At 57.6% G+C, this 22,051-nt stretch carries 18 protein-coding genes; 11 read left to right on the plus strand and 7 right to left on the minus strand.

Features of this window, described 5'->3' with window-relative positions:
* Positions 1-290 precede the first annotated feature (290 nt).
* Together KDX39_RS25020 and KDX39_RS25025 are read left to right on the plus strand one after the other, a co-directional pair.
* Positions 291-2,234 carry a putative bifunctional diguanylate cyclase/phosphodiesterase gene (locus KDX39_RS25020; protein ID WP_231662220.1) on the plus strand — a complete coding sequence of 648 codons (1,944 nt, stop codon included), beginning with the start codon at positions 291-293 and terminating at the stop codon, positions 2,232-2,234.
* Positions 2,235-2,483: 249 nt separating this feature from the next.
* On the plus strand, positions 2,484-3,194 hold the full coding sequence (locus KDX39_RS25025; RefSeq protein WP_231662221.1) for a GntR family transcriptional regulator: 711 nt from the start codon (positions 2,484-2,486) through the stop codon (positions 3,192-3,194).
* Here KDX39_RS25025 and KDX39_RS25030 read toward each other — a convergent pair whose 3' ends face one another.
* From KDX39_RS25030 to KDX39_RS25040, 3 genes are all read right to left on the minus strand, one after another.
* Entirely contained in the window at positions 3,195-4,145 is a 951-nt protein-coding gene (locus KDX39_RS25030; RefSeq protein WP_231662222.1) for a PDR/VanB family oxidoreductase, read from the minus strand.
* 14 nt (positions 4,146-4,159) lie between these two features.
* Positions 4,160-5,224 carry an aromatic ring-hydroxylating dioxygenase subunit alpha gene (locus KDX39_RS25035; protein ID WP_231662223.1) on the minus strand — a complete coding sequence of 355 codons (1,065 nt, stop codon included), beginning with the start codon at positions 5,222-5,224 and terminating at the stop codon, positions 4,160-4,162.
* A 263-nt stretch (positions 5,225-5,487) separates the two neighbouring features.
* Complete coding sequence (locus tag KDX39_RS25040; RefSeq protein ID WP_231662224.1) at positions 5,488-6,363, minus strand: LysR family transcriptional regulator; 876 nt, start codon at positions 6,361-6,363, stop codon at positions 5,488-5,490.
* A gap of 134 nt (positions 6,364-6,497) precedes the next feature.
* Here KDX39_RS25040 and KDX39_RS25045 point away from each other — a divergent pair, with 134 nt between their 5' ends.
* A complete protein-coding gene (locus KDX39_RS25045; RefSeq protein ID WP_231662225.1) occupies positions 6,498-7,259 on the plus strand; it encodes a gamma-glutamyl-gamma-aminobutyrate hydrolase family protein in 762 nt (253 codons plus the stop codon).
* Positions 7,260-7,363: 104 nt separating this feature from the next.
* Positions 7,364-7,912: a cupin domain-containing protein gene (locus KDX39_RS25050; protein ID WP_099227571.1), complete on the plus strand. Its 549-nt coding sequence runs from the start codon at positions 7,364-7,366 to the stop codon at positions 7,910-7,912.
* Positions 7,913-7,932: 20 nt separating this feature from the next.
* Here KDX39_RS25050 and KDX39_RS25055 read toward each other — a convergent pair whose 3' ends face one another.
* Both KDX39_RS25055 and galE read right to left on the minus strand, forming a co-directional pair.
* On the minus strand, positions 7,933-10,083 hold the full coding sequence (locus KDX39_RS25055) for a TonB-dependent receptor family protein (RefSeq protein ID WP_442964582.1): 2,151 nt from the start codon (positions 10,081-10,083) through the stop codon (positions 7,933-7,935).
* A gap of 260 nt (positions 10,084-10,343) precedes the next feature.
* Complete coding sequence (gene galE, locus KDX39_RS25060; RefSeq protein WP_231662226.1) at positions 10,344-11,372, minus strand: UDP-glucose 4-epimerase GalE; 1,029 nt, start codon at positions 11,370-11,372, stop codon at positions 10,344-10,346.
* A 409-nt stretch (positions 11,373-11,781) separates the two neighbouring features.
* On the opposite strand from galE, the gene KDX39_RS25065 reads away from it, so the two are divergent.
* From KDX39_RS25065 to KDX39_RS25090, 6 genes are all read left to right on the plus strand, one after another.
* Positions 11,782-12,939 (plus strand): glycosyltransferase family 1 protein, encoded by a 1,158-nt coding sequence (locus KDX39_RS25065; RefSeq protein ID WP_231662227.1) that lies wholly within the window; start codon positions 11,782-11,784, stop codon positions 12,937-12,939.
* Positions 12,927-14,123 carry a UDP-galactopyranose mutase gene (gene glf / locus KDX39_RS25070; protein WP_231662228.1) on the plus strand — a complete coding sequence of 399 codons (1,197 nt, stop codon included), beginning with the start codon at positions 12,927-12,929 and terminating at the stop codon, positions 14,121-14,123. The genes KDX39_RS25065 and glf overlap by 13 nt, the downstream gene beginning before the upstream one ends.
* 2 nt (positions 14,124-14,125) lie before the next feature.
* Positions 14,126-15,271, plus strand: a complete 1,146-nt coding sequence (locus KDX39_RS25075; RefSeq protein ID WP_231662229.1) for a family 1 glycosylhydrolase — start codon at positions 14,126-14,128, stop codon at positions 15,269-15,271.
* Between the two features lie 3 nt (positions 15,272-15,274).
* Positions 15,275-17,029, plus strand: a complete 1,755-nt coding sequence (locus tag KDX39_RS25080) for an ABC transporter ATP-binding protein (RefSeq protein ID WP_231662230.1) — start codon at positions 15,275-15,277, stop codon at positions 17,027-17,029.
* 134 nt (positions 17,030-17,163) lie between these two features.
* Positions 17,164-18,771: a hybrid sensor histidine kinase/response regulator gene (locus KDX39_RS25085; RefSeq protein ID WP_231662231.1), complete on the plus strand. Its 1,608-nt coding sequence runs from the start codon at positions 17,164-17,166 to the stop codon at positions 18,769-18,771.
* A 418-nt stretch (positions 18,772-19,189) separates the two neighbouring features.
* On the plus strand, positions 19,190-20,209 hold the full coding sequence (locus KDX39_RS25090; protein WP_210069717.1) for a hypothetical protein: 1,020 nt from the start codon (positions 19,190-19,192) through the stop codon (positions 20,207-20,209).
* A gap of 176 nt (positions 20,210-20,385) precedes the next feature.
* On the opposite strand, the gene KDX39_RS25095 is transcribed toward KDX39_RS25090, so the two are convergent.
* Entirely contained in the window at positions 20,386-20,760 is a 375-nt protein-coding gene (locus KDX39_RS25095) for a TIM barrel protein (protein WP_442964583.1), read from the minus strand.
* A 321-nt stretch (positions 20,761-21,081) separates the two neighbouring features.
* Here KDX39_RS25095 and KDX39_RS25105 point away from each other — a divergent pair, with 321 nt between their 5' ends.
* The gene (locus KDX39_RS25105; RefSeq protein WP_231662232.1) at positions 21,082-21,486 is read left to right on the plus strand and encodes a DUF2251 domain-containing protein; all 405 of its coding nucleotides are present in this window, start codon (positions 21,082-21,084) and stop codon (positions 21,484-21,486) included.
* 7 nt (positions 21,487-21,493) lie between these two features.
* Here KDX39_RS25105 and KDX39_RS25110 read toward each other — a convergent pair whose 3' ends face one another.
* On the minus strand, positions 21,494-21,799 hold the full coding sequence (locus KDX39_RS25110) for a hypothetical protein (protein WP_231662233.1): 306 nt from the start codon (positions 21,797-21,799) through the stop codon (positions 21,494-21,496).
* Positions 21,800-22,051 lie beyond the last annotated feature (252 nt).

Raw genomic sequence — 22,051 nt, forward strand, 5'->3', positions numbered from 1 at the left:
GACGGGCGCTGTAAAAACCTGTGTCATGAGTTCATTTTGGCGGTTTGGTTCAAATCATGCGGCACTTCAAGTCGGCCTGATATATACAACAGCTTCCGGTCTGCGTCGAGTGAGCGTGGCGCGGTAAAGTTGAAACCCCTTTAATTGAAAAGCCGCTTGAAAGTCGTGTTTTGTGTTAAAGAAAGAGTCGCCCTGGCCGAGAGCATGACAAGCGAGCCGCACGTTGCCCGGCCCGCATGAAATACAGCAAGCCACGTGCGCTTTGACTGTGGTAACAGAGAAGCCTTGCGATGCTGAAAAACCTGTTGGGTACTCTGCGTACCCTGATGTCAGTGCCCACTGATCACCCCCGGCTGCTCCAGGCCCAATACATCGCGTTGTCCCGTCAACTGCCGTTGATGTACTTCGTGCTGCTGGTCAACACCTGGGCGCTGGCGTTCACTCACCGTTCTGCGCCGTTGTGGCTGACCCTGCTGGTACCGGGATTGCTGACGCTGGTGTGCGGGATTCGCGCCCGCATGTGGCTGCGTACAGTCAACAGGCTGCCGTCCGAAGCGATGATCGTGGCCACCTTGCGTAGCACCAATGGCCTGGCCGGGATTATTGCCGCTGCGTTCGCAGGCTGGTCGCTGGCGCTGTACCCCTATGGCGACGCCTACGCACAGGCCCACGTCGCCTTTTTCATGGGCATCACGGTGATTGTGTGCATTTTCTGCATGATGCACCTGCAGCCTGCCGCGCTCACGACGGCGGTGGTGGTGAACGCGGCCTTCGTGGTGTTCTTCGCCTCGACCCACAACACGATCTTCATCGCCACGGCGGCGAACATCGTATTGGTGTCGATCGGCATGCTGATCATTCTTCGTTATCAATACCGTGACTTCACCAGCCTGGTAAATGTGCAGGTGCAGACCGAGCGACTGAGCAACGAAAACCTGCTGCTGGCCAATCAGGACAGCCTGACCGGATTGCCCAACCGGCGTCAATTCTTCCAGACCCTGGACCTGGCCATGACCGATGCGCTGGCGCGTGGCACCGGGCTTGCGGTCGGCATACTGGACCTGGATGGTTTCAAACCGGTGAATGATCTGTACGGTCATCGCACCGGCGACCAGTTGCTGGTCATGGTCGCCGATCGCCTGAAGCAGGCGGCAAGCGACATGGTTCATGTGTCGCGACTGGGTGGCGACGAGTTTGCGCTGGTCATCAAAGGTGACATCAGCAGAGAAGCTTTGCTGGCCTTGGGCAAACGCCTGTGCGATCAGATGCATGAGCATTTCGAACTGTTGGAAATGCCGATCCAGATCGGCGCTACCTTCGGTATTGCGACCTACCCGGCAACGGCCGACAACGCCACGCAATTGTTCGAGTACGCGGACTACGCGCTCTATCAGGGAAAGAATCACAACCCCGGTTCGACCTGCCTGTTTTCTGCCAGTCATCGTCAACAGCTGCACGCTGATGGTGTGACTGAGCAGGCACTGCGGCGAGCCAGTCTGGAGACCGAGTTCTACGTGCTGTTCCAGCCCATCATGAACAGCCGGAGCAGGGAAACCGTCGCATTCGAAGCGCTTGCCCGCTGGAACAGCCCGGAACTGGGTGCGGTGTCGCCTGCGCGCTTCATCCCGATTGCCGAGCGCATCGGCATGATCAACAAACTGACTGCGCCGTTGCTGACTCATGCCTTGCAGAAGGCGCTGTCCTGGCCTGCACCCATCAGGTTGTCGTTCAACCTCTCGGCCCATGATTTTGCCACCTGCGAGAGCGTCAACCAGATCGTGGAGATCATCGAGAACAGTGGTTTCGACGCGTCGCGGCTGGATCTTGAAATCACCGAGACGGCCGTCATGAAGGACATCGCTCAGGTGCAGCAGGCGGTCAACCAGTTCCGGCAGTTGGGATGCGGGATATCGCTGGATGACTTCGGCACCGGTTATTCGAGCCTCAGCCAGTTGCACGCGCTGGCCCTGACCAAGCTCAAGATCGATCGAAGCTTCGTGACCGGCGTTCACGACAACCCGGCCAGCTACAAGATCGTCAAATCCCTGGTGGCCTTGAGTATGGATATGTCGCTCGGTTGCGTCATCGAGGGCGTGGAGACACAGGAAGAACTCAGCGCTCTGGAAACCCTTGGCTGCACGTTGGTTCAAGGTTATTTCTACAGTCCGCCGATCAGCTTTGAAGACACATTGAAGTGGATCGACACGCCGGATGGCGAACGCAGCTTCGGATGAGTGTGCGAGACGTCACTCCGTCCGTGAGCAAACAGCGGATCGTTTGAGGCGGTTTGCCTGGTGTGTCAGATGAAACCAGGCTGCTTCGTAGCCTGTCGCTGCCGTCGTAACCTCCTGGCGCTCCCATGCCCTTCGGGCTGAAGCACGTGGCGCCGCTTCTTCCGGAAGACTCAGGTATTACTCAGCCTGGTGAGCGGTCAGTGTGCGGCCTGTTATGATGCACGCCTTCATTTCCCGGAACACCCGTTCATGAGCAGACCCGGCCAGACCGTTCTTGTATCGCTGCGCAAGATGATCGCATCAGGCGAACTGGCGGCTGGAGAGCGTTTGATGGAAGTGCCCACTGCCGAACGATTCGGCGTATCGCGCATGCCGGTGCGCATGGCATTTCGAACACTCGAGCAGGAAGGGCTGCTGGTGCCTTTCGGTGGTCGCGGGTTTCAGGTGCGCTCCATCAGTGCGCACGAAATCGCCGGAGCGGTTGAAGTTCGCGGGGTGCTCGAGGGGTTGGCGGCGCGGCAGATGGCTGAGATCGGTGTCAGTCAGCAAGCCCGGGACGAGCTGGAAATCTGTCTGGTCCAAGGGGATGCGCTGTTTGCCAAAGGCTTCGTGACCGAGGATGACCTTGAGGTTTATCACGACCTTAACATGCGTCTGCACCGAGTCATCGTCGAAGGCAGTGGCAATCCGGCGATTGCCGATGCGCTGGCACGCAATGATCACTTGCCGTTCGCCTCGGTCACCGCACTCGCGGTGGATCGCAATGATCTGGTGCGCGAGTTCAGGCGTTTCAACTTTGCGCACATGCAGCATCACGCGGTGGTGGATGCACTGATCAATGGCCAGAGCGCACGGGCCGAAGCGATCATGCGCGAGCACGCCAACGCCACGCTGCGTTATGCCGAGATATTCGGCGCTGGCGTTCATGAGCGCATGAAAGTGATCCAGCGCTCCGAATAGTCAGAGGTCGATGACCAGCAATGGTGTTTTCGAGCGAGAGCAGCACGGGGTGAACTGATCATTGAGCGCCTGTTCGGCCTCGGTCAGAAACAGGTCGCGGTGATCGGGAACACCCTTCAGTACTCGGGTCAGGCAGGTGCCGCAGACACCCTGTTCGCAGGAAAGTGGAATATCGATGCCATGGCTTTCCAGCACCTGAGCGACGGTCTTGTCGGCCGGCACGCTGAACACCTGGCCGGTGCTGCCGATTTCCACCGAAAAGCTGCCGTCGTTGCTGGTATCCACCGGCGCTGCGCTGAAGTATTCGCGATGCAACTGGTGTTCCGGCCAGCCTTGGGCATGAGCCGTGTCGAGAATATGCTGCATGAATCCGGTGGGTCCGCAGACATACACCTGAGCGTCGGCATCCGGATCGGCCAGCACTGCCAGCGCATCCAGTCGGGTTTGCGGGCGATCGTCGAAATGCAGGTTGACCTGATCGGCAAATGCCGACTGCGTCAGGCGTTCCACAAACGCTGCACGGTCGGCGGAGCGGGCACAGTAATGCAATTCAAACGGCGCTTCGTGTTGCGCGAGATGCTCGGCCATGCACAGGATTGGCGTGATTCCAATACCACCCCCAAACAGCAGGGTACGGCTGGCGCGCTCTGCAAGCGGAAACAGGTTTCGCGGTTCACTGATGCGCAGGTGAGTGCCTGGATGACACTGTTGATGCAGAATGCGCGAGCCGCCTCGTGAGGCGGGATCGTTCAGCACGCCTATCAGGTAGCGATGGCGTTCTGTGGGCGGGTTGCATAACGAGTACTGGCGAATCAGGCCGTCCGGCAGGTGCACGTCGATGTGCGAACCTGCGGTGAAGGGCGGTAACAGGCCGCCGTCGGTTCGCACCAGTTCATAGCTGCAGATGTCCAGCGCTTCGTCCGTGCGCGATAACACAGTCACGTCGATCATGTCGCACCTCGGGTTCACTTCAGGTTGGCCACAGGGACCTGGTCGCCGCCGGCGGCCTGTTCGCTGGCGATCAGTCGCTCGATAATCTTGCGAGACTGCACGCCGCCTGCATCGATGTTTAGCTTGAGCAGCTTGCGATCCGGATGCTGGAGCAGGTTCTGCTGCTGGCGTTCGAGCATTTCCAGATCCTCGGTGAAGATTTTGCCCTGACCCTCGCGGATGCTCGCTGTCAGCGCCTCGTCCTGCGGGTTGAAGTTGCGCGCCATGCCCCAGAAGTACCAGATTGACGTGTCGGTTTCGGGGGTAATGAAGTCGACGACGATGCTTGACGCCTTGAATTCGTGAGGGGCGTTGTAGCCGCCTTTTCCGGCGTGGGCGACACCCACTTCGATGTGCACATGGCTGGGCGGTGTGAAACGGCAGATCTGCCAGCGGTCCACTGGCACGTCATCTGCCAGGTTGTTGCCGCGCAACGCCATTTTCCAGAACGGCGGCGGCATGATGTTTTCCATGTGCCGGGCAGTGACGACTTCTTCGCCTTCGACAGTGGTCACCGGCGGTGCCTCGTCGATTTCCTTTTGGCCGATGCTGGAGGCATGGACGTAGGTTTCGTGGGTCAGGTCCATCAGGTTGTCGATCATCAGGCGGTAATCGCACTGAATGTGAAACAGCCCTCCGCCGTACGCCCACTGATCACTGACTGCCCACTCCAGATGAGGAATCAGTGCAGCGTCGGCCTTTTCCCGATCACCCGGCCACACCCAGATGAATCCGTAACGCTCGACGGCGGCAAAGGTCTTGTTGCAGGGGAAGCCACGGACGCGCTGACCGGGCATGGCGACAGTCTGGCCGTCGCCGCCCATCACCAGCCCGTGGTAACCGCAGACCAGTTGCCCGTTCTGGACAAATCCCAGGGAAAGCGGGGCGCCGCGATGCGGACAGAAGTCATCGAGAGCCACGATCTGTTGATTTTGATCGCGGTAGAACACCATCTTTTCGTTGCAGATCTGCCTGCCGAGCGGCTTGTCAGTCACTTCATCCGCTGCACAGGCGACGTACCACGTATTTTTCGGATGCATGAGGATTCTCCACGGTTCGATTTTGTTTTTATGGATCCATCAGTTTCAGGTGGACGTGTGGCCTGGGCTATTAATGCCACATAGCAAGGGAAAATAAAATGATTAAATGAATTAACTATTATTTAGTGGATCCATTGTGGCTGCGCGCTGCGTAAAGGGCTTCTTTCAAAGCACTGCATGATCTGACGCATGAACAAAATTCGTGTGATCAGACCCCGCGGGACGTGGAGCTTCCCGGATCGTATGTCCAATGTGGGCAGAAGTCAGGGCTGTAAGGCATCGCGCAGCAGTGGCGCGAGTTCATCCAGCAGGGTCTGGACGGAACGCAAGGCGCGGCAGTCGGGGCGGGTCAGGAGCCAGAGGTCGGTGCAGCAGCCCTCCAGCGGCGCGCTCAATTTCTCGACGCCTGACAGCCCGCGAGCGGTGAAGTCAGTCAGCGCCGCGACACCGAGCCCTGCGGCGACCAATTGTGAAACGGCGGACATGCTGCTGCAGCGATACCGCGGTACCACGTCCGGAAATGCCTGATTGCGCCAGATCACGGAGGTGTGGTCCGGCATCGAGTCGTCAGGGCTGATCCACGGCACAGACGACGGCGTTGTTTGCAGTGCGTCACGATATTCGGGCAACCCGCAGATGACGTATTCAGTCGTGCCGATGCGCCGTCCAATCAGGTGTTCTGGCGGTGTGTTGGTCAGACGCAACGCGATATCGGCGTCCCGGCGGCTGAGGTTGGCGAAGGAGTTGGACGTGGCCAGTTCCAGCGTCAGGGCCGGGTAGTTCGGCATGAAGCGGGCGAGGGCGGGCAGCAGCAGGTTGTGCAGTACAGCGTCGGTGCAGGTCAGGCGTACCGTGCCGCTCACCACGTTCTCGCCTTGCTGCAGGGCGATACGTGCAGCGTTCAACGCAAGCTCTGCGCGTTCGGCCTGTTCGGCCATCGCGCTGGCGGTATCGGTAGGGATGTAGCCTCGTCGGTTCTTTACAAACAGGGCGATGCCCAGCGCAGCCTCGAGGCGTTTGATCGAGCGGAATACCGTGGAAATATCGACGTTCAGCAGCTCCGCTGCACGCGCCAGTGTGCGACCTCTGATCAGCGCAAGCACCAGAGAAAGATCCGAATGGCTGACTTCATATTGCATCGCTGCACAGTTTCCTTGCCTGAATGCCCATGTCGATTGCGTAGCTGACTATCCTAGACTGGTTTCAATGGCACTGGATAGCAGCTTTTTCACTTCAAACCCGGTGCTCGACCTTTCAAGCCAGGACCTGAACCATGTCTCGAATTCCTTTGATCGGCGTCAGCGCCTGTCGCCAGCAATTGGGCAAATATTCCTCGCACACAGCGGGCGACAAATACGTCGAAGCAGCGGGTTTTGCGGGAATACCTGTGATCCTGCCGGCACTGAATGTACCGATCGAACCGGCGCAGATGCTGGCGCATCTGGACGGACTGCTGTTCACCGGATCACCGTCCAATGTCGAGCCTCATCATTACAACGGCACGCCGAGTATCGAAGGCACCGCGCATGATGTGTTTCGTGATCGCAACACGTTGCCGTTGCTCAGGGCCGCCATCGCTCAGGGCGTTCCGGTGCTGTGCATTTGCCGTGGGTTTCAGGAACTGAACGTGGCGTTGGGCGGCAGCCTGCATCAGCGTGTTCAGGACTTGCCGGGCTATCTGGATCATCGCGAGCCGCAGAGCGACGTGGTGGCCGAGCAATACGTGCCGCAACATGATGTCTCTGTGCAGCCGGGTGGCGTTCTCGAGTCTCTGGGCCTTGCGCCCGGCTTTGCGGTGAACAGCCTGCACAGTCAGGGCATTGATCGCCTCGCGTCCGACCTGCGTGCCGAGGCCCTGGCTCCGGACGGGCTGGTAGAAGCCGTTTCCCTGCCTGGCGCTCCCGGCTTTGTACTGGGCGTGCAGTGGCATCCCGAATGGGCATTCACGGAAAACCCGGTGTCACTGAAAATGTTCGAGGCGTTCCGCCAGGCGTGTCAGGTTTATGCCGGTGCACGGTCAGCGATCAACTACTGAGCCTTGCCGGCAAACGTGATTTAATATCCGACCTCATGGCTTCAGGCGCACTGCTGCGTCGAAGCCAAGTTTCTTGACCGGATATTTTTTCACATAAGGCCACTATGGATACGGGAGCACGACTCAAGCTGGTGCGTGAAAGCTACAAGCTGTCGCAACGCGAACTCGCCAGACGCAGTGGTGTGACCAATGCCACGATTTCCCTGATTGAACAGAACCGTGTAAGCCCCTCGATCAGTTCGCTCAAGAAGCTGCTGGAAGGCATTCCGATGTCGCTGGCCGACTTCTTTACCTTCGATCAGCCACCCGGGCAGGATCAGTATGTGTTTCGAGGCGGCGATCAGCCCGATCTGGGGCGCAACGGCGTGCGTCTGTTGCTGGTAGGTGCGACACTGCCGACGCGTCAGATGCGCTTTCTGCGCGAGCAGTACGCGCCGGGTGCCGACTCGGGCGAAGAGCCCATCGTGCACAGCGAAGGCGAGGAGTGCGGTCTGGTCACGCGCGGTACGGTTGAGCTGACCATCAACGGTCAGATCAATATTCTCAATCCCGGCGATGGCTACTATTTCCCCACTACCTTGCCTCACCGGTTCCGCAACATCGGCCAGGATGAGGCCGAAATCATCAGCGCCAACACCCCCGCCAACTTTTGATCATCCCTTCCGACTGCGCGTCAACGCAGACTCCAGGACACGCCCGCATAGACGCCCATGCCATCGCCGGGCGTCGAGCGCGCCACGTCGCGCCCTGCATCGTCGTAGCCCGGCGTTACCGTACTGGCATAGCGTCGATTGGTCAGGTTGCGCAGGTCAAGCCAGGTTTGCCAGTCATCCCTGGGCGAGGCGTAGCCGAAGGTCACCCCGAGCAAGGTGTATTGGTCAGCGTAAAACGAATTGGCGTAGTCGACGGCGATCTTCGACGCGTGTTCGGTGTTCAAGCCGGCGTAAAAGCCGGTGGGATGGCTGTAACGCAGCTCAGCCTGATAGTAGTGCCGCGGGATGCCGGGGAGGGCGTTGTCGCCAAACCGGTCATCGTCCCGATAGTGAAAATCACTGAATGTGTACGCCTGACGCAAATCCAGCTTGCCGGCAGTCCCGCCTTGCCACAGCGGACTGTCGAGGCTCAGCTCAACGCCGGTATGAACCGTCGGGCTGGCGTTGGATTCGGCAATCACCTGCGAAGAGGTTGGGCTCGCGGCCTGGGTTTCGACACTCAATAATTCATGCCTGACCTGCGAGTAATACCACCCCGCTTCCCAATCACCCATCCATCCCCGGCCGCGCCCTCCGAGTTCCAGAGTAGTCGCGGTCTGGTTTTCAAGTTTCACGCCAACGCGTTGCAGTCCTGTCGCCGGGCCGCTTCCAGCGGGAAAGAACTGGTTCGAACCCCAGATCATCGACCACGCGTGAGGCGGCTCGACCGAGCGGCTCAGGTTGCCGTAGACCTGCAATTGCGGAGTAAAGTCATAGCGCAGGCCGAGGCGAGAGGCGTAGTCCCAGTCATGGGTGCTGACGGCTCCTTGGGTAGCGGGGTAGGTGACCTCGGTCTCGCGACGGGTGTAAATGGCAGCAACGCCGGTGGTCAACCACAGGTCCGGAACCACTTCCAGATCGTTGCTCAACTGCAGAACGCTGTCCGAACCCAGATAGCTGTAGTCACGGGTTCTGGTGCCTGGCGTGTAGTTGGCGGTGTTGCCAGCGGGTATGCGTACGAACTCTGACGCACCATTGTTCGGCAACCCCTTGGTGGTGCGCAGGCCCAGGGTTGTGTTGCTTTGATGGCCGAACACGGTGTCCTGTCGAATGTAATTCAGCGTGCCGCTGATGTCGGTGTAGGCGACCTTCAGGCGATTGGTACCTTCGCGCAGGTCCATCGGATAGTCGTGATAGACCAGACCGGTCTCGATTCTGGAACTGTCATCCAGATAGATTGTGGTTTTGTTGCCCAGCCAGGTGCTGCCCGGTTGCAGGCGTTTGGAGTCACGGGCTGCGTTGAGCGTGTTGGCTGCACGTGGATCGTGGCGGATCTGCTCGCGGGTCAGGCGTCCGGGCGAGTCGTTGTCGGTTTCGCGGTAGCGAAAGAAAAAGCGGGTCTCCAGGTCAGGGCTGAAGCGATAGCCGACATTCGCGGCAATGCCCTTGCTGCCGCCTGCGCTGTGATCCTGAAAGCCGTCGTAGTTCGAATCAGTCAGGGCGACGTAGTAATCCAGATTTCCCAGTACATTGCCGGAACTGATCTGCCGTTTGGCGTAACCGTGGCTTCCGGCTTCATAGCGTACCTGCAGGCGAGGCACGTCGTAGCCGGTATGAGTAACGTAGTTGACCGCGCCGCCCAGTGCCAGCGATCCCAGTTCAAAACCGTTCGCGCCACGGCGCACTTCGACATGGCTCAGCCACAACGGCTCCTTGAGCTCGTACGGCGTGCCACCGGGGCCGGTGAGGGGCAGCCCGTCGAGCGTTTCGAACAGTCCCGAGGCGTGTGCACCGGGTGCCCGGTTCAGCCCTGAACCGCGAATGGAAATCTTCGCACCCTCGTTGTTGGCTGCCTTTGCGTAGATACCCGCCTGATAGCGGAATACGTCTTCGTTGGTGGCTACGTGCCCCTGACCAACCCGATTCAGGTCCACGGTGTTAGTGCCACCGGGCACGCTGCGCAAGGCATCACGCGTCGTTTCGGCAGGACTCTGCACGGCGCTGCCGTCCACTTCGATGCTGGACAGGTTCACGGCCTGTTCCGCACGAACCTGAGTGGCGCAGGCAAGCGCCGTGGTCACGCCGAGCAGTTTCAGCACAGCGGCAAGCGGGAAGGGGGGAGTGTGTTGCACGTAAAGAGGCCTCTAGGCTGGGACCGTCACGCAATACGCTCGGTGACGGTCATCGCAGAGCCGTGGCCATGCGTGTTTTGGGGACAGAGGTTTCGATGCCGGATATCCCCAACGCGTCACTTCCTGTGAGCTGTCAGTCACCGCTGGTCGGTGTCCAGGCAAATTCCGACAACTATCCAGGCGTACCTTTTAGAAAAATGCTGCGTTGCACCGATTCCCAGGTTTGTCCGGCAGGGTGACGAATGGCCAGGAAGCAGGTATCAGCCCACCAATACCTCAAGTTCCAGCCCTTGAGGGTTCATGCATTGCCAGCGCCACGCATCGGTCAACATGGCGTCAAGGTCATGGCGGGCCTCCCAGCCCAGTTCACGCCGTGCCTTGCCCGGATCTGACCAGCACTCAGCCACGTCACCTGCACGGCGGGGCTCGAAGACAAGCGGCACCTTCACCCCCGAGATCCGTTCGAACGTCTTCACCACTTCAAGCACCGAATAGCCTCGACCGGTGCCCAGATTCCAGATGGAAACGCCGCGTTGATTGCCTATCCGGGCCAGCGCTTTCAAATGACCCTCGGCCAGGTCCATTACATGCAGGTAATCCCGTACGCCGGTGCCATCAGGCGTCGAGTAGTCGCTGCCGAACACATGCAGGGCAGGGCGCTGCCGATTGGCGACCTGTAACAGGAACGGCAACAGGTTGTTGGGCGTATTGCGTGGCGATTCACCCAGCATTCCCGATGGATGCGCGCCGATGGGGTTGAAGTAGCGCAACAGGCCGATGGCCCAGCGCGGGTCTGAACTGGCGGCGCTCTTCATCACGTGTTCGGCCATGAGTTTGGAATGGCCGTAAGGATTGGTCGGCAGGCCCAATGCGCAGGTTTCATCCAGCGGCATGCGGTCAGCTTCTCCATACACGGTGGCCGATGAGCTGAACAGCAGATTGAAGACGCCAGCCTCGGCCATCGCCTGGCAGAGACTCACGCTGCCACTGACATTGGTCTCGAAATAGCGCAGTGGCTCACGCACGCTTTCGCCTACAGCCTTGAGGCCTGCACAGTGCACGACAGCGTCTATAGAGTATGCAGCGAACAGGGCATGCAGAGTGGCCTTGCTGCGAACATCTCCAGGAATGAAGTCGAAATGGCTGCCGGTGATGTTTGCCACTCGATCAAGCGTTTCTCGCGAGCTGTTGCACAGGTTGTCCAGCACCAGCACTTCGTTTCCGTGCTCAAGCAGCGCCAGCACGATATGCGCGCCAATGTATCCCGCACCACCGGTCACTAGGATCATGGTTGTCCTTCCTTTGCTTTTCGCGGCCTCGGGGAGAGGCGGGCTGACGACTCCGTCCCCTGGGATCAGGGCGTACGGTGTGTTTGCGAGCGAAAATCAGGACCCCATCGACCCAACAGTTCAGTGACGCACTGCGGGTACCAAAAAAGCATTCGCTTATGACTAGGGAAATTTCCCTGCCCACGAGTTCAACGAACTTCTCCCAGTGGCGCGTGCAGTTCATCGGGAGAAATGAACGGGTGTGTCGCAACGCTCTCAATACATTCGGTAAGGGTGGGCAAGAGCAGAGTCTTCACCGGGCTCAACGCGCCTTGCCGCCTTGCTTTCATTAATGAATGCAGTCGAAGTTCAGCCCTTAAAGGCGCCCTTCAGATTCGTCCGGGCACTTTTTTACAAGAAGGGAAACTTCATGAACCGTGCAGAAGCGATTCATTCAGACTTGTCGACCGCATCGCAAACCAGACACGACCCACGCCCCGTTCTACTCTGCCTCTCCCACCTGAGGTGGGGGTTTGTCTACCAGCGTCCTCAACACATCATGTCTCGAATGGTCAGGGACTATGACGTGCTTTTCTTTGAGGAGCCGGTCTTCGCGGATTTCCCCGGAAATTGGCTTGAAGCCCTGCCGCAGGCCTCTGGCGTAACCGTGCTGGTGCCGCATCTGTCTCGTGATCTGCCGCCTGAACAGGTGGGTCGCACGCAACGTGAATTGCTTGATCGCTGGCTGGAACAGCATCCATCGAGCGAATTGTTCCTGTGGTACTTCACGCCAATGAGCCTGGCCTTCACTGACCATCTCTGGCCTCAGGCAACGATCTACGATTGCATGGACGAGCTGTCGGCATTCAAAGGCGCACCGCCCGAGTTGATCGACATGGAGCAATACCTGCTGGAACGTGCGGACGTGGTTTTTACGGGCGGGCACAGTCTTTGGAAGGCCAAGAAGCAACGGCACAACAACGTGCACTCCATGCCCAGCAGCGTGGACATCGAGCATTTTGCGACCGCGCGGCATGGCTTGAGCGACCCGCCAGACCAGCAGGACATTCCGGGTCCGCGTCTGGGGTTCTTTGGCGTGATCGACGAGCGGTTCGACGTCGAGCTGATTCGTCAGGTAGCCAGTGCTCAGCCTCAATGGCAGTTCGTGTTGATTGGCCCTGTGGTCAAGATTGATCCGGACAGTCTGCCCCAATTGCCGAACATTCATTACCTGGGCTGCAAATCCTATGACGACCTGCCAGCCTACCTGTCCGGCTGGAACGTGGCTTTGATGCCATTCGCGATCAACGAGTCCACGCGCTTCATCAGTCCGACCAAAACCCCGGAGTACTTGGCGGGCGGCTGCCCGGTGGTGTCGACACCTGTCACCGATGTGGTCAGTACTTATGGAGAAAGCGGCGTGGTGACCATCGCCGCTGACGCCATGCAGTTTTACGATGCAATCGAGCGTGCACTCGGAAACGGCAAGTCCAGTGAGTTTTATGACCGTGCAGACGCCGTGCTTGCGGACAAATCCTGGGACAAGACCTGTGCAGCCATGCAGGAGCAGATCCAATGCCTGAAATAACGCTCGAGTCTGCCATCAACGTTTCGCAGCCCTACGATTTCATGATCGTCGGTGCCGGTTTTGCCGGCAGTGTGCTGGCCGAGAGACTGGCCGCAGGTCTGGGCAAACGCGTGCTGTTGATTGATCGTCGCCCCCATATTGCCGGCAATGCGTACGACCATCCGGACGGCGCGGGCGTGCTCGTGCATCGCTACGGTCCGCATATCTTTCATACCAACGCCGAACGCATCGTGAGCTACCTCTCGCAGTTCACTGAATGGTACAGCTACGAGCACCGGGTCTTGGCGCAGGTCGATGGCAGGCTTGTCCCGATTCCCATCAATCTGGATACGTTGAATACGCTGTATGACCTGCAGATGGACGAACAGCAGGCCGAAGCGTTTCTGGCCGAACGCGCTGAGCCGGTGGGCATGATCAGGACCTCCGAAGATGTGGTGATCAATCAGATCGGACGAGAGCTGTACGAGAAATTTTTCAGGGGCTACACGCGCAAGCAATGGGGCCTGGACCCTTCGCAACTGGACAAGTCGGTGACGTCAAGGGTGCCGACGCGCACCACGACTGACAGTCGCTATTTCACCGACAGTTTTCAGAAGATGCCGCTGCACGGCTACACGAAAATGTTCGAGCGCATGCTGGATCATGAACGGATCGACATTGTGCTGGGCGTCGATTTCGCCGAGGTGCGCGAAGCATTGTCCTATCGGCATCTGGTGTATTGCGGTCCCATTGATGAGTATTTCGGCCACTGCTACGGACGCTTGCCCTATCGCTCATTGCGCTTCGAACACGAAACGGTTGATCGGGCTCAGTTTCAGCCCGTCGCAGTGGTTAATTACCCGGATGAACAAGTCCGGTACACCCGCATCACCGAATACAAACACCTGACAGGGCAGCAGCATCCGAAAACCAGCGTGACCTATGAGTTTCCGAGTGCGGAGGGCGATCCCTACTATCCGATACCGCGTCAGGAGAACAACGAGCTGTACAAACGTTACAAGGCCCTGGCCGATCAGTCTGACGACGTTACGTTTCTTGGAAGGCTGGGCACTTATAAGTACTACAACATGGATCAGGTGGTGGGACAGGCGCTGGCCTTGTATCAGCGTTTTGCCGAAGTGCATGCACCTGCCGCGCCAGAGCTGAAACCGCGGCTGTTGAACGAGCAGCCGGCGGGAAATTGAGCATGCCAGGTTTGTTCAAGAGTTTTTTTATGGGCGGATTCGAGTGTTCGACTCATCGGCGACGCGATGGCGAACGTCTCGACCTGCTGTATTCCACAGGGCATGCCCACTGGCCTGGCAAGGATTTCGCGGCCATGGAAAACTGTGCCATACGCACGGTGCGCAGCGGGCTGCGCTGGCACCTGATCGAAACGCGTCCGGGGGTCTATGACTGGGGAAGTTTGCTCCCCATGCTGCGGGCTGCGCGTGCTCAAGGTACCCAGGTGATTTGGGACCTTTGCCATTACGGTTATCCTGACGATGTGGACATCTGGCAGCCGCAGTTTGTGGAGCGTTTCGCGCGCTTTGCAACTGCTGCCGCACAGGTGATCAAGGACGAAGGCGACGCCATGCCGTTTTATTCGCCGATCAACGAGATTTCGTTCTGGAGCTGGGCGGGAGGCGATGTGGGGTATCTCAATCCTGGCGCGGAACGCCGGGGCATGGAACTCAAGCATCAGCTGGTCAGGGCAAGCATCGCAGCGATCGAAGCCATACGAGGTGTGGAGCCTGGCGCCCGGTTTATACAGGCCGATCCGCTGATTCACGTAATGCCAGCCACGCGACGTAATGACGAGATCGAGGCCGCCGAGAATTACCGGCGGGCGCAGTTCGAAGCCTGGGATATGTTGAGCGGACGCCAATGGCCGGGGTTGGGAGGGCGGCCCGAGTACCTGGACGTGCTGGGTGCCAATTTCTATCCGCATAACCAATGGATATTCAACGGTCGGCGTGTAATGCGCGGCGAGCCGGAGTACCGGCCGTTCAGCGGCATGCTCCGTGAGCTGTTCGTCCGCTACGGCAGACCCATTCTGGTGTCGGAAACGGGCGCCGAGGGTGAGCAGCGTGTGCCCTGGTTTCGTTACGTCACCGATCAGGTCAAAAAAGCCGTGCAGGCCGGGGTGCCGGTGGAAGGCATCTGCTGGTATCCGATCCTGGATTATCCCGGCTGGGATGATGGACGATATTGCCCGGCCGGTCTGCTGGGCTACGCCGACGGCCAGGGTCAGCGTGCTGCATTTCATCCGTTGCAAGTGGCGATTCGTGAAGCGGATAAGATGTTCGAGACCCCGCACTCGTCGGTTCTGAATGCTGAAAGAGGCCGATGAAGCATGCGAAAAAGCGCTGCGACACCTCTGCCGGAACGTGCCGTACCCTTTTTGACCCGCTACGTGTTTCTGCGACCCCGGCATTTCGGCGCCATGCTATTGCTGATCGTAGGCGCGGCCAGTTGCGCGGTGGCTGTTCAGTACGGCATGAAGATGCTGGTCGATGTCATGACCTTGGGCGACCACAGAAGCGAGCACATCTGGATACCGTTTTTTCTGTTCCTCGGACTGATCGTGGTCGAAAACCTGTTCTGGCGACTGGGTGGCTGGCTCGGCTGCAGCACGGTGGTCGCCAGTTGCGCCGACCTGCGGGTGGACCTGTTCAATCACCTGACCGGTCACCCGATGCGCTATTTTTCACAGCACTTCTCGGGATCGCTGGCCAATCGCATCTCATCGGCCGGCGCTGCTGCCGGTTCGATCTATGGCGGTCTGGCCTGGAAGATCATCCCACCTTGCGTCGATTTTCTGGGGGCGGTGGTTGTGTTGTACACGGTCAAGGTGGCGATGGCGAACGTGTTGATTCTATGTGTTTTTCTGGTCGCAGCGTTGATCATCGTGGTCGGAGTACGCGGTCGCTCGAAACATATCGATTTCGCCGCGCAATCCGCCAGGGTTGGTGGCGAGATGGTGGATCTGGTTTCCAACATCTGGACCATCAAAGCATTCTCCGCCCGGGAGCGCGAATGCCAGCGGCTTGAGGCGTCCATCGGCATCGAAGCACGCGCGCAACGACGCAGCTGGATTTATCTGGAAAAAGCCCGGGTGCTGCACGATATCTGCCTGTCGGTCATGGCGGGTGGAATGCTGGGATGGGCCATTCTGCTGTGGCGCGACAGTGCGGTCACGGCGGGTGACGTGGTGCTGGTCAGCGCGCTGACGTTCCGCATACTGCACGGCTCGCGAGACCTGGCGCTGGCACTGGTCGACACTTCACAGCAACTGGGTGTAATTGCCGGTACGCTGCGCATCATCATTCAGCCTTATACCTTGAGTGATGCCAAGGCCGAGTTGAAACCCAGTCGGGGAGCAATCCGGATTATTGATGTGTCGTACCGCTATCCGGAAGGACGCCGTATATTCGAGCACTTGAATCTGGATATTCCTGCCGGGCAACATGTCGGTATCGTTGGCTCTTCGGGCGCGGGAAAGTCGACGTTACTGAGTCTGTTACAACGTCTTGACGATGTCAGCAACGGCGTCATTCTGATGGACGAACGCGACATCAGAGCCGTCAGCCAGGACAGTCTCAGGAAACAGATTGCTGTTGTTCCGCAAGAGCCCACGCTGTTCAACCGCAGTATTTACGAAAACATCGCTTACGGGTTACCCGATGCACGATATGAAGACGTTATTCAGGCATCGCGACAGGCTTATTGCGACGAGTTCATTCGCGCGCTATCGGAAGGTTACGACACACTGGTGGGCGAGCGGGGCGTAAAGCTGTCAGGTGGGCAGCGTCAGCGACTGGGTCTTGCCCGAGTCTTTCTCAAGAATGCACCGATCCTGATTCTTGACGAAGCGACGTCCGCACTGGACTCACATTCCGAGACTGTAATCCAGGCAGCTCTGGCCAGGCTGATGCACGGCAGAACCGTGCTGGTGGTGGCGCACAGGCTGTCCACCGTCGCCAATGTCGACCGGGTCATCGTCCTGCACGAAGGGAAGATCATTGAAGATGGACCGCCCATGCAACTGCGCAGACAAGGCGGTGTCTATGAATCGCTCTGGGTCGCTCAGACGCTGGTCGGCGAATGAATCAGGTTCTCCCGGCCCTATCCATATGCATATAATTCTGTTTTTTCAATACGGCATAGAACCCTTTGGAGGGTGTTGAAGTCGTAAGCGGTGAGTGCGTGCAGTCACGCTGATATTATTCTGGGAGTCCTGGCGTGTCGGAAAACAAGACCCGTGTCGACAATACGGCGAGCGGTAACATCTCCCATCAGGGAAAGGATATCTTCTTCGCAGCGGTAGAAACGACACGCATGCCGATGATCGTGACCGACCCCAACAGCGAAGATAACCCGATCATCTTCGCCAACAAGGCGTTTCTGGAAATGACCGGGTATGCCTCTGAAGAAATCATCGGTTCCAACTGCCGGTTCCTGCAAGGCCCGGAGACCGACCGCGCCGTGGTGAAGACCATTCGCGACGCTATCCATGAGCGCAACGATATTTCCACGGAGATTCTCAATTACCGCAAGGACGGTTCGTCGTTCTGGAACGCGTTGTTCATTTCTCCGGTGTACAACGATGCTGGTGACCTGATCTATTTCTTCGCCTCACAGTTGGACATCAGCCGTCGCCGGGACGCGGAAGAGGCCCTGCGTCAGGCGCAGAAAATGGAAGCGCTCGGTCAACTGACTGGCGGGATCGCGCACGACTTCAATAACCTGCTGCAGGTCATGGGTGGGTACATTGATCTGATCGGTACGGCAGCCGAAAAACCGACCATAGACATACCGCGTGTTCGGCGCAGTGTGCATCACGCCAAATCTGCCGTGGAAAGGGCGAGCACGCTGACCAAGCAGTTACTGGCGTTTGCCCGGAAACAGAAACTGCATGGTCGTGTGCTCAATCTCAATGGTTTGATATCCAGCACCGAGCCGCTGATCGAGCGAACCTTTGGTTCAGAAGTGACCATCGAGACCGATCTTGATCCCGCACTGAAGAACTGCCGTATCGATCCGACTCAGGCAGAAGTCGCGCTGCTGAACATTTTCATCAATTCGCGCGATGCCTTGATTGGCAGGCCAAACCCCAAGATCTTCATCGAGACGCGCAATCTGGTGGTCGATGAGCTGGCCAACATGTCTTATGACGGACTATTGCCGGGGCGCTACGTAAGTATCGCCGTGACGGATAACGGCATCGGCATGCCCTCGAGCATTCGTGACCGGGTGATGGACCCGTTCTTTACCACCAAGGAAGAGGGCAAGGGCTCAGGTCTGGGCCTCTCCATGGTGTATGGCTTCGCCAAGCAATCAGGCGGCGCTGCACGCATCTACACCGAAGAAGGCGTGGGTACCACCTTGCGTCTTTACTTTCCGGTCGATGAAGCCACTATCGCCAGTGAGTCGCCCCAGGCGCTGGAACAGCGGCAGCGACTGGGCAGCAGCGAGCGTATTCTGATCGTGGAAGATCGCCCGGACGTGGCGGAACTGGCGAAGATGGTGCTGGATGACTACGGCTACACTTCAGATATCGTGCTCAACGCACGTGAAGCACTGAAAAAGTTCGAATCCGGCTGCACGTACGATCTGCTGTTCACCGACCTGATCATGCCGGGCGGTATGAACGGGGTCATGCTGGCTCGTGAGGTCAAGCGTCGTTACCCGAAAGTCAAAGTACTGCTTACCACCGGCTATGCCGAGAGCTCGATAGAGCGGACCGATATCGGCGGCTCGGAGTTCGACGTGGTATCAAAGCCCTGTATGCCTCACGATCTGGCCAGGAAAGTCAGGCAGGTACTGGACGGCCCGAATGGTATTGCCTGATCGATAATTGCCTCGCGCCCCAAGAAGCCTGATTTCGATCGGGCTTTTTTATGCGCGTTGATCGAGATCGCTGATGGATTTCTTACAGCGGAAGTTCTTTGGATACGGCGAAGCATTTTGCAGTTCAGACGTCATAACCTACCTGTTTGATATAAGCACTTTGTTATGAAACAACAGTCATCTGATGACCTGAAATGGATACAGTATTAACGAGTTTTCAGATACACCCAAAAAAACAGAGTCGGTTGGAACATGGATGAGACGTTCCGTTCCGTTGAGGTTTGAACAGATTTCGTAGAGCATTTGCTCTTCAAAAAAAGTTGTCGAAATCATTAAACTTATTCAACGGCCCCTGGGTCATTGGAGTGTAAGCCAAATAACTTAGCGTGTTCTGCCACTGACTCGAAGGATTACCACTATGATTCGCGATGACCGTATCGCCCCGGGCGCACCTGTCTATCAAGACACCCATGCCATGGCACCGTTGCTCAACCGTATTTCCTGGAGCGCGATTCTGGCCGGTGTGGTACTGGCCATGGTTGTTTCCTTGTTGTTGAATCTTTTGGGTACTGCCATTGGCACCGCCACCATTGATCCCATGCAGGAAGCCAATCCGATGTCCGGCATTGGTACCGGTGCTGGTATATGGGTAGTTGTCAGTTCGGTCATCTCGTTGTTTGTCGGTGGCTGGGCCGCTGGCCGTCTGGCTCAGCGAGAAGGCGCTTTCCATGGTCTGCTGGTATGGGCGAGCGTATCGCTGATTACCATCTATCTGGTAACCAGCGCGGTAACAGGTGTGGTACGTGGCGGCCTTAATCTGGCTGGCAGCGGCATGTCGGCACTGGGCAGCGGTATCGCTCAGGTTGCTCCTGCTGTGGGTAGCAAGATTCAGGATCAACTGCGTGAGCAAGGCATCGACTTCAACCTGGACGATATTCAGGGTGAGATCGAGACCGCCATGCGTCAGACCGGCAAGGCCGAGCTGAACCCGGATGCCATCAAGCAGGAAGCTCAGGCTACCCAGCAGGATGCGCAGAACACTGCTGAGCGCAGCGCGCAAAACCCACAGCAGGCCGATGAGCAACTGGGTGGTCTGATGGATCGCATCAAGGCCAAGGGTGACCAGGCGTGGGATGCCGCTGACCGTCAGGCGCTGGTCAATCTGATCAAGGCGCGTGGCAACAAGACTGACGCAGAAGCCAACCAGATCGTTGATCAGGCTCAGGCCAGCTATCGTCAGGCGTATGCCAAGTATCAGGAACTAAAAGCTCAGGCTGAACAGAAGGCACGTGAAGCGGCTGAAGTGACTGCCAAGCGCGTATCGCAAGGTGCATGGATTCTGCTGATCACGCTGGTGATCTCGGGTCTGGTCGCTGCCGGTGCAGGTGTACTGGGTCGTCGCACTCAGCCACCGGCCAAGGTTGTTGCCGCTGTCTGATACAGGTGTTGAGCTGAACGAATGAAAAAGGGGACGATCATCGTCCCCTTTTTTTATTGTCTTTACGCACCTGCCTGTTCAATAAGAAGTTAGACAGTTACTACGCTGTTCGTCGCTCCGGGTGGCTCTTGAATATTATCAATTTCTACTGATCGATTTTCCTGGCCAATACTTGTCTACGTAACTCTGAATTTACGTCGCATGAAAGTCCCGGGCTGATCAGCGCGTTCTTCCCAGCCGAATACGCATGCAGTGACAATACCGTCGAAACCGACGTTGGCCAGCGAAGAGAAGAAGACGTCCCAGTCTATCTCGCTCTGATACATATCCATATGCTGGTGCACTGTCACTTTGGCGCCGGGCGGATTGACGATGTACCGCAGTCCTGAAGAGGCCTTGTGGTTCCAGGTATCGGCAACATGCACATGCGCAATTGTCGTTACAGACGGACGTCGTTGAAAGCGTTTGAACGTTACGAAGCAGGGAAGGGGGCACACGCATGTCTGCCCCCTGATATGTTTACCGGAATCAGCTGCTACCGGTGGCCTCACGCACGAAGCTTTCGTAAGTACGCAGAAGACGTCCGATGATGGCTTGCAAACGATCCACCAGGTATCAAGACGTCTTGCGGCTCCGAAGGTGCGGGCGTTTGTCGACTTTATCTGTGCCAGATATCCGGACGTTTCATTGGTGTTGGAGGGTTAGGGCGGGTTGACGTTGGATGCTCAATAATATAACTCAACTAAATGACTCTTTAGTTTAGTTATCAGTGAGTGGCTCGCGCGCCTGAAGGGCATTGAGGTCAACCCGCGTATAAATGCAGAATATCAAAACCACTTTCAAGTAAGTCCGAGCACTTAAGGAGCATGCGAATGCCTGTCTATTTGGCAAGTGAACACGAATTGAATGTCGGACAGGCCTTGGTCATCGAAGCTCCGGCGCAAGAAGGCGCTTTCGTCGTAGTCTTCGAAGATGACGAGGACACAGGCTATTTCTATGCGATCAACACGGGTTCACAGGACAATCCCATCCAGGACGCGCTGCACATTTACAATGTGGCAGACGTCACTGACCGCGCAAAACCTTCAGCTATCAAGATTGGCTGGTCGCTGGATCATGCCAAAGCGGTCCTGCTTATTAACGATTATCCCCATGCAATATTCGATTTTCAGGCCAGACAAGGTTATTGCCGCACCGGATTCCCGCCACCATCGGATAACGGCTGGTCAGTCGCCGGGCACGACTGGGACGATGCCGCGCTGCAACTGTTTGCGTGATTACGACTTAAATACCCTTCATGCATTTGCGCACATCCTCGTCGATCAGGTTATTGGGCTTCATGCATTCGCGCAGCGTTTTCACGTCCGCAGCTTTATCGAGTTCTCGGGAATTCGTAAGCGCTGGATTGTTCCGGTTGCGGCATTGAGGTGACCGGCTTGCGCCAGGCATCCCGGCGGTGACCTCACAAGCGAACGCGTTGCTCAGGGTTTGAATGTGCTTACCAAGTGGCTTTGCCACGAAAGTAATCGGGCTGGCCGACCAGACAGGCAGACTGATGCAGGCGAGAACGAACGCCAGAGTGCGATTCATGATTCATCCTTGAAAATAGTGCGGATGGCGATTGTCGAGGGGTTTGCAGCTGGTGTCGACTGAGGTGTGTGATGGAGCCGATGGATGTGGCTTTTGAAATGCCGTGTACCAGTGCCGTTATGGGATATGTGTACTGGCGCATAATGTATATTATGTTAAATTGTATCTATTTGTAACTGGTGTCCGTTTCTGTCCGTTTCCAGTAACCTACGCACTGGATTCCACAAACCCCCGAAATCCCGCGAAATCACC

Origin of the sequence: Pseudomonas sp. CDFA 610 (assembly GCF_021147865.1) — a bacterium.
GTDB classification, from domain to species: Bacteria; Pseudomonadota; Gammaproteobacteria; order Pseudomonadales; family Pseudomonadaceae; genus Aquipseudomonas; species Aquipseudomonas alliivorans.

What these genes read in the sequence shown, in the direction of transcription:
- KDX39_RS25020 (WP_231662220.1), top strand. Translation starts at nt 291, where the DNA reads ATGCTGAAAAACCTGTTGGGTACTCTGCGTACCCTGATGTCAGTGCCC.
- KDX39_RS25025 (WP_231662221.1), top strand. Translation starts at nt 2,484, where the DNA reads ATGAGCAGACCCGGCCAGACCGTTCTTGTATCGCTGCGCAAGATGATC.
- KDX39_RS25030 (WP_231662222.1), bottom strand. Translation starts at nt 4,145, where the DNA reads ATGATCGACGTGACTGTGTTATCGCGCACGGACGAAGCGCTGGACATC.
- KDX39_RS25035 (WP_231662223.1), bottom strand. Translation starts at nt 5,224, where the DNA reads ATGCATCCGAAAAATACGTGGTACGTCGCCTGTGCAGCGGATGAAGTG.
- KDX39_RS25040 (WP_231662224.1), bottom strand. Translation starts at nt 6,363, where the DNA reads ATGCAATATGAAGTCAGCCATTCGGATCTTTCTCTGGTGCTTGCGCTG.
- KDX39_RS25045 (WP_231662225.1), top strand. Translation starts at nt 6,498, where the DNA reads ATGTCTCGAATTCCTTTGATCGGCGTCAGCGCCTGTCGCCAGCAATTG.
- KDX39_RS25050 (WP_099227571.1), top strand. Translation starts at nt 7,364, where the DNA reads ATGGATACGGGAGCACGACTCAAGCTGGTGCGTGAAAGCTACAAGCTG.
- galE (WP_231662226.1), bottom strand. Translation starts at nt 11,372, where the DNA reads ATGATCCTAGTGACCGGTGGTGCGGGATACATTGGCGCGCATATCGTG.
- KDX39_RS25065 (WP_231662227.1), top strand. Translation starts at nt 11,782, where the DNA reads ATGAACCGTGCAGAAGCGATTCATTCAGACTTGTCGACCGCATCGCAA.
- glf (WP_231662228.1), top strand. Translation starts at nt 12,927, where the DNA reads ATGCCTGAAATAACGCTCGAGTCTGCCATCAACGTTTCGCAGCCCTAC.
- KDX39_RS25075 (WP_231662229.1), top strand. Translation starts at nt 14,126, where the DNA reads ATGCCAGGTTTGTTCAAGAGTTTTTTTATGGGCGGATTCGAGTGTTCG.
- KDX39_RS25080 (WP_231662230.1), top strand. Translation starts at nt 15,275, where the DNA reads ATGCGAAAAAGCGCTGCGACACCTCTGCCGGAACGTGCCGTACCCTTT.
- KDX39_RS25090 (WP_210069717.1), top strand. Translation starts at nt 19,190, where the DNA reads ATGATTCGCGATGACCGTATCGCCCCGGGCGCACCTGTCTATCAAGAC.
- KDX39_RS25105 (WP_231662232.1), top strand. Translation starts at nt 21,082, where the DNA reads ATGCCTGTCTATTTGGCAAGTGAACACGAATTGAATGTCGGACAGGCC.
- KDX39_RS25110 (WP_231662233.1), bottom strand. Translation starts at nt 21,799, where the DNA reads ATGAATCGCACTCTGGCGTTCGTTCTCGCCTGCATCAGTCTGCCTGTC.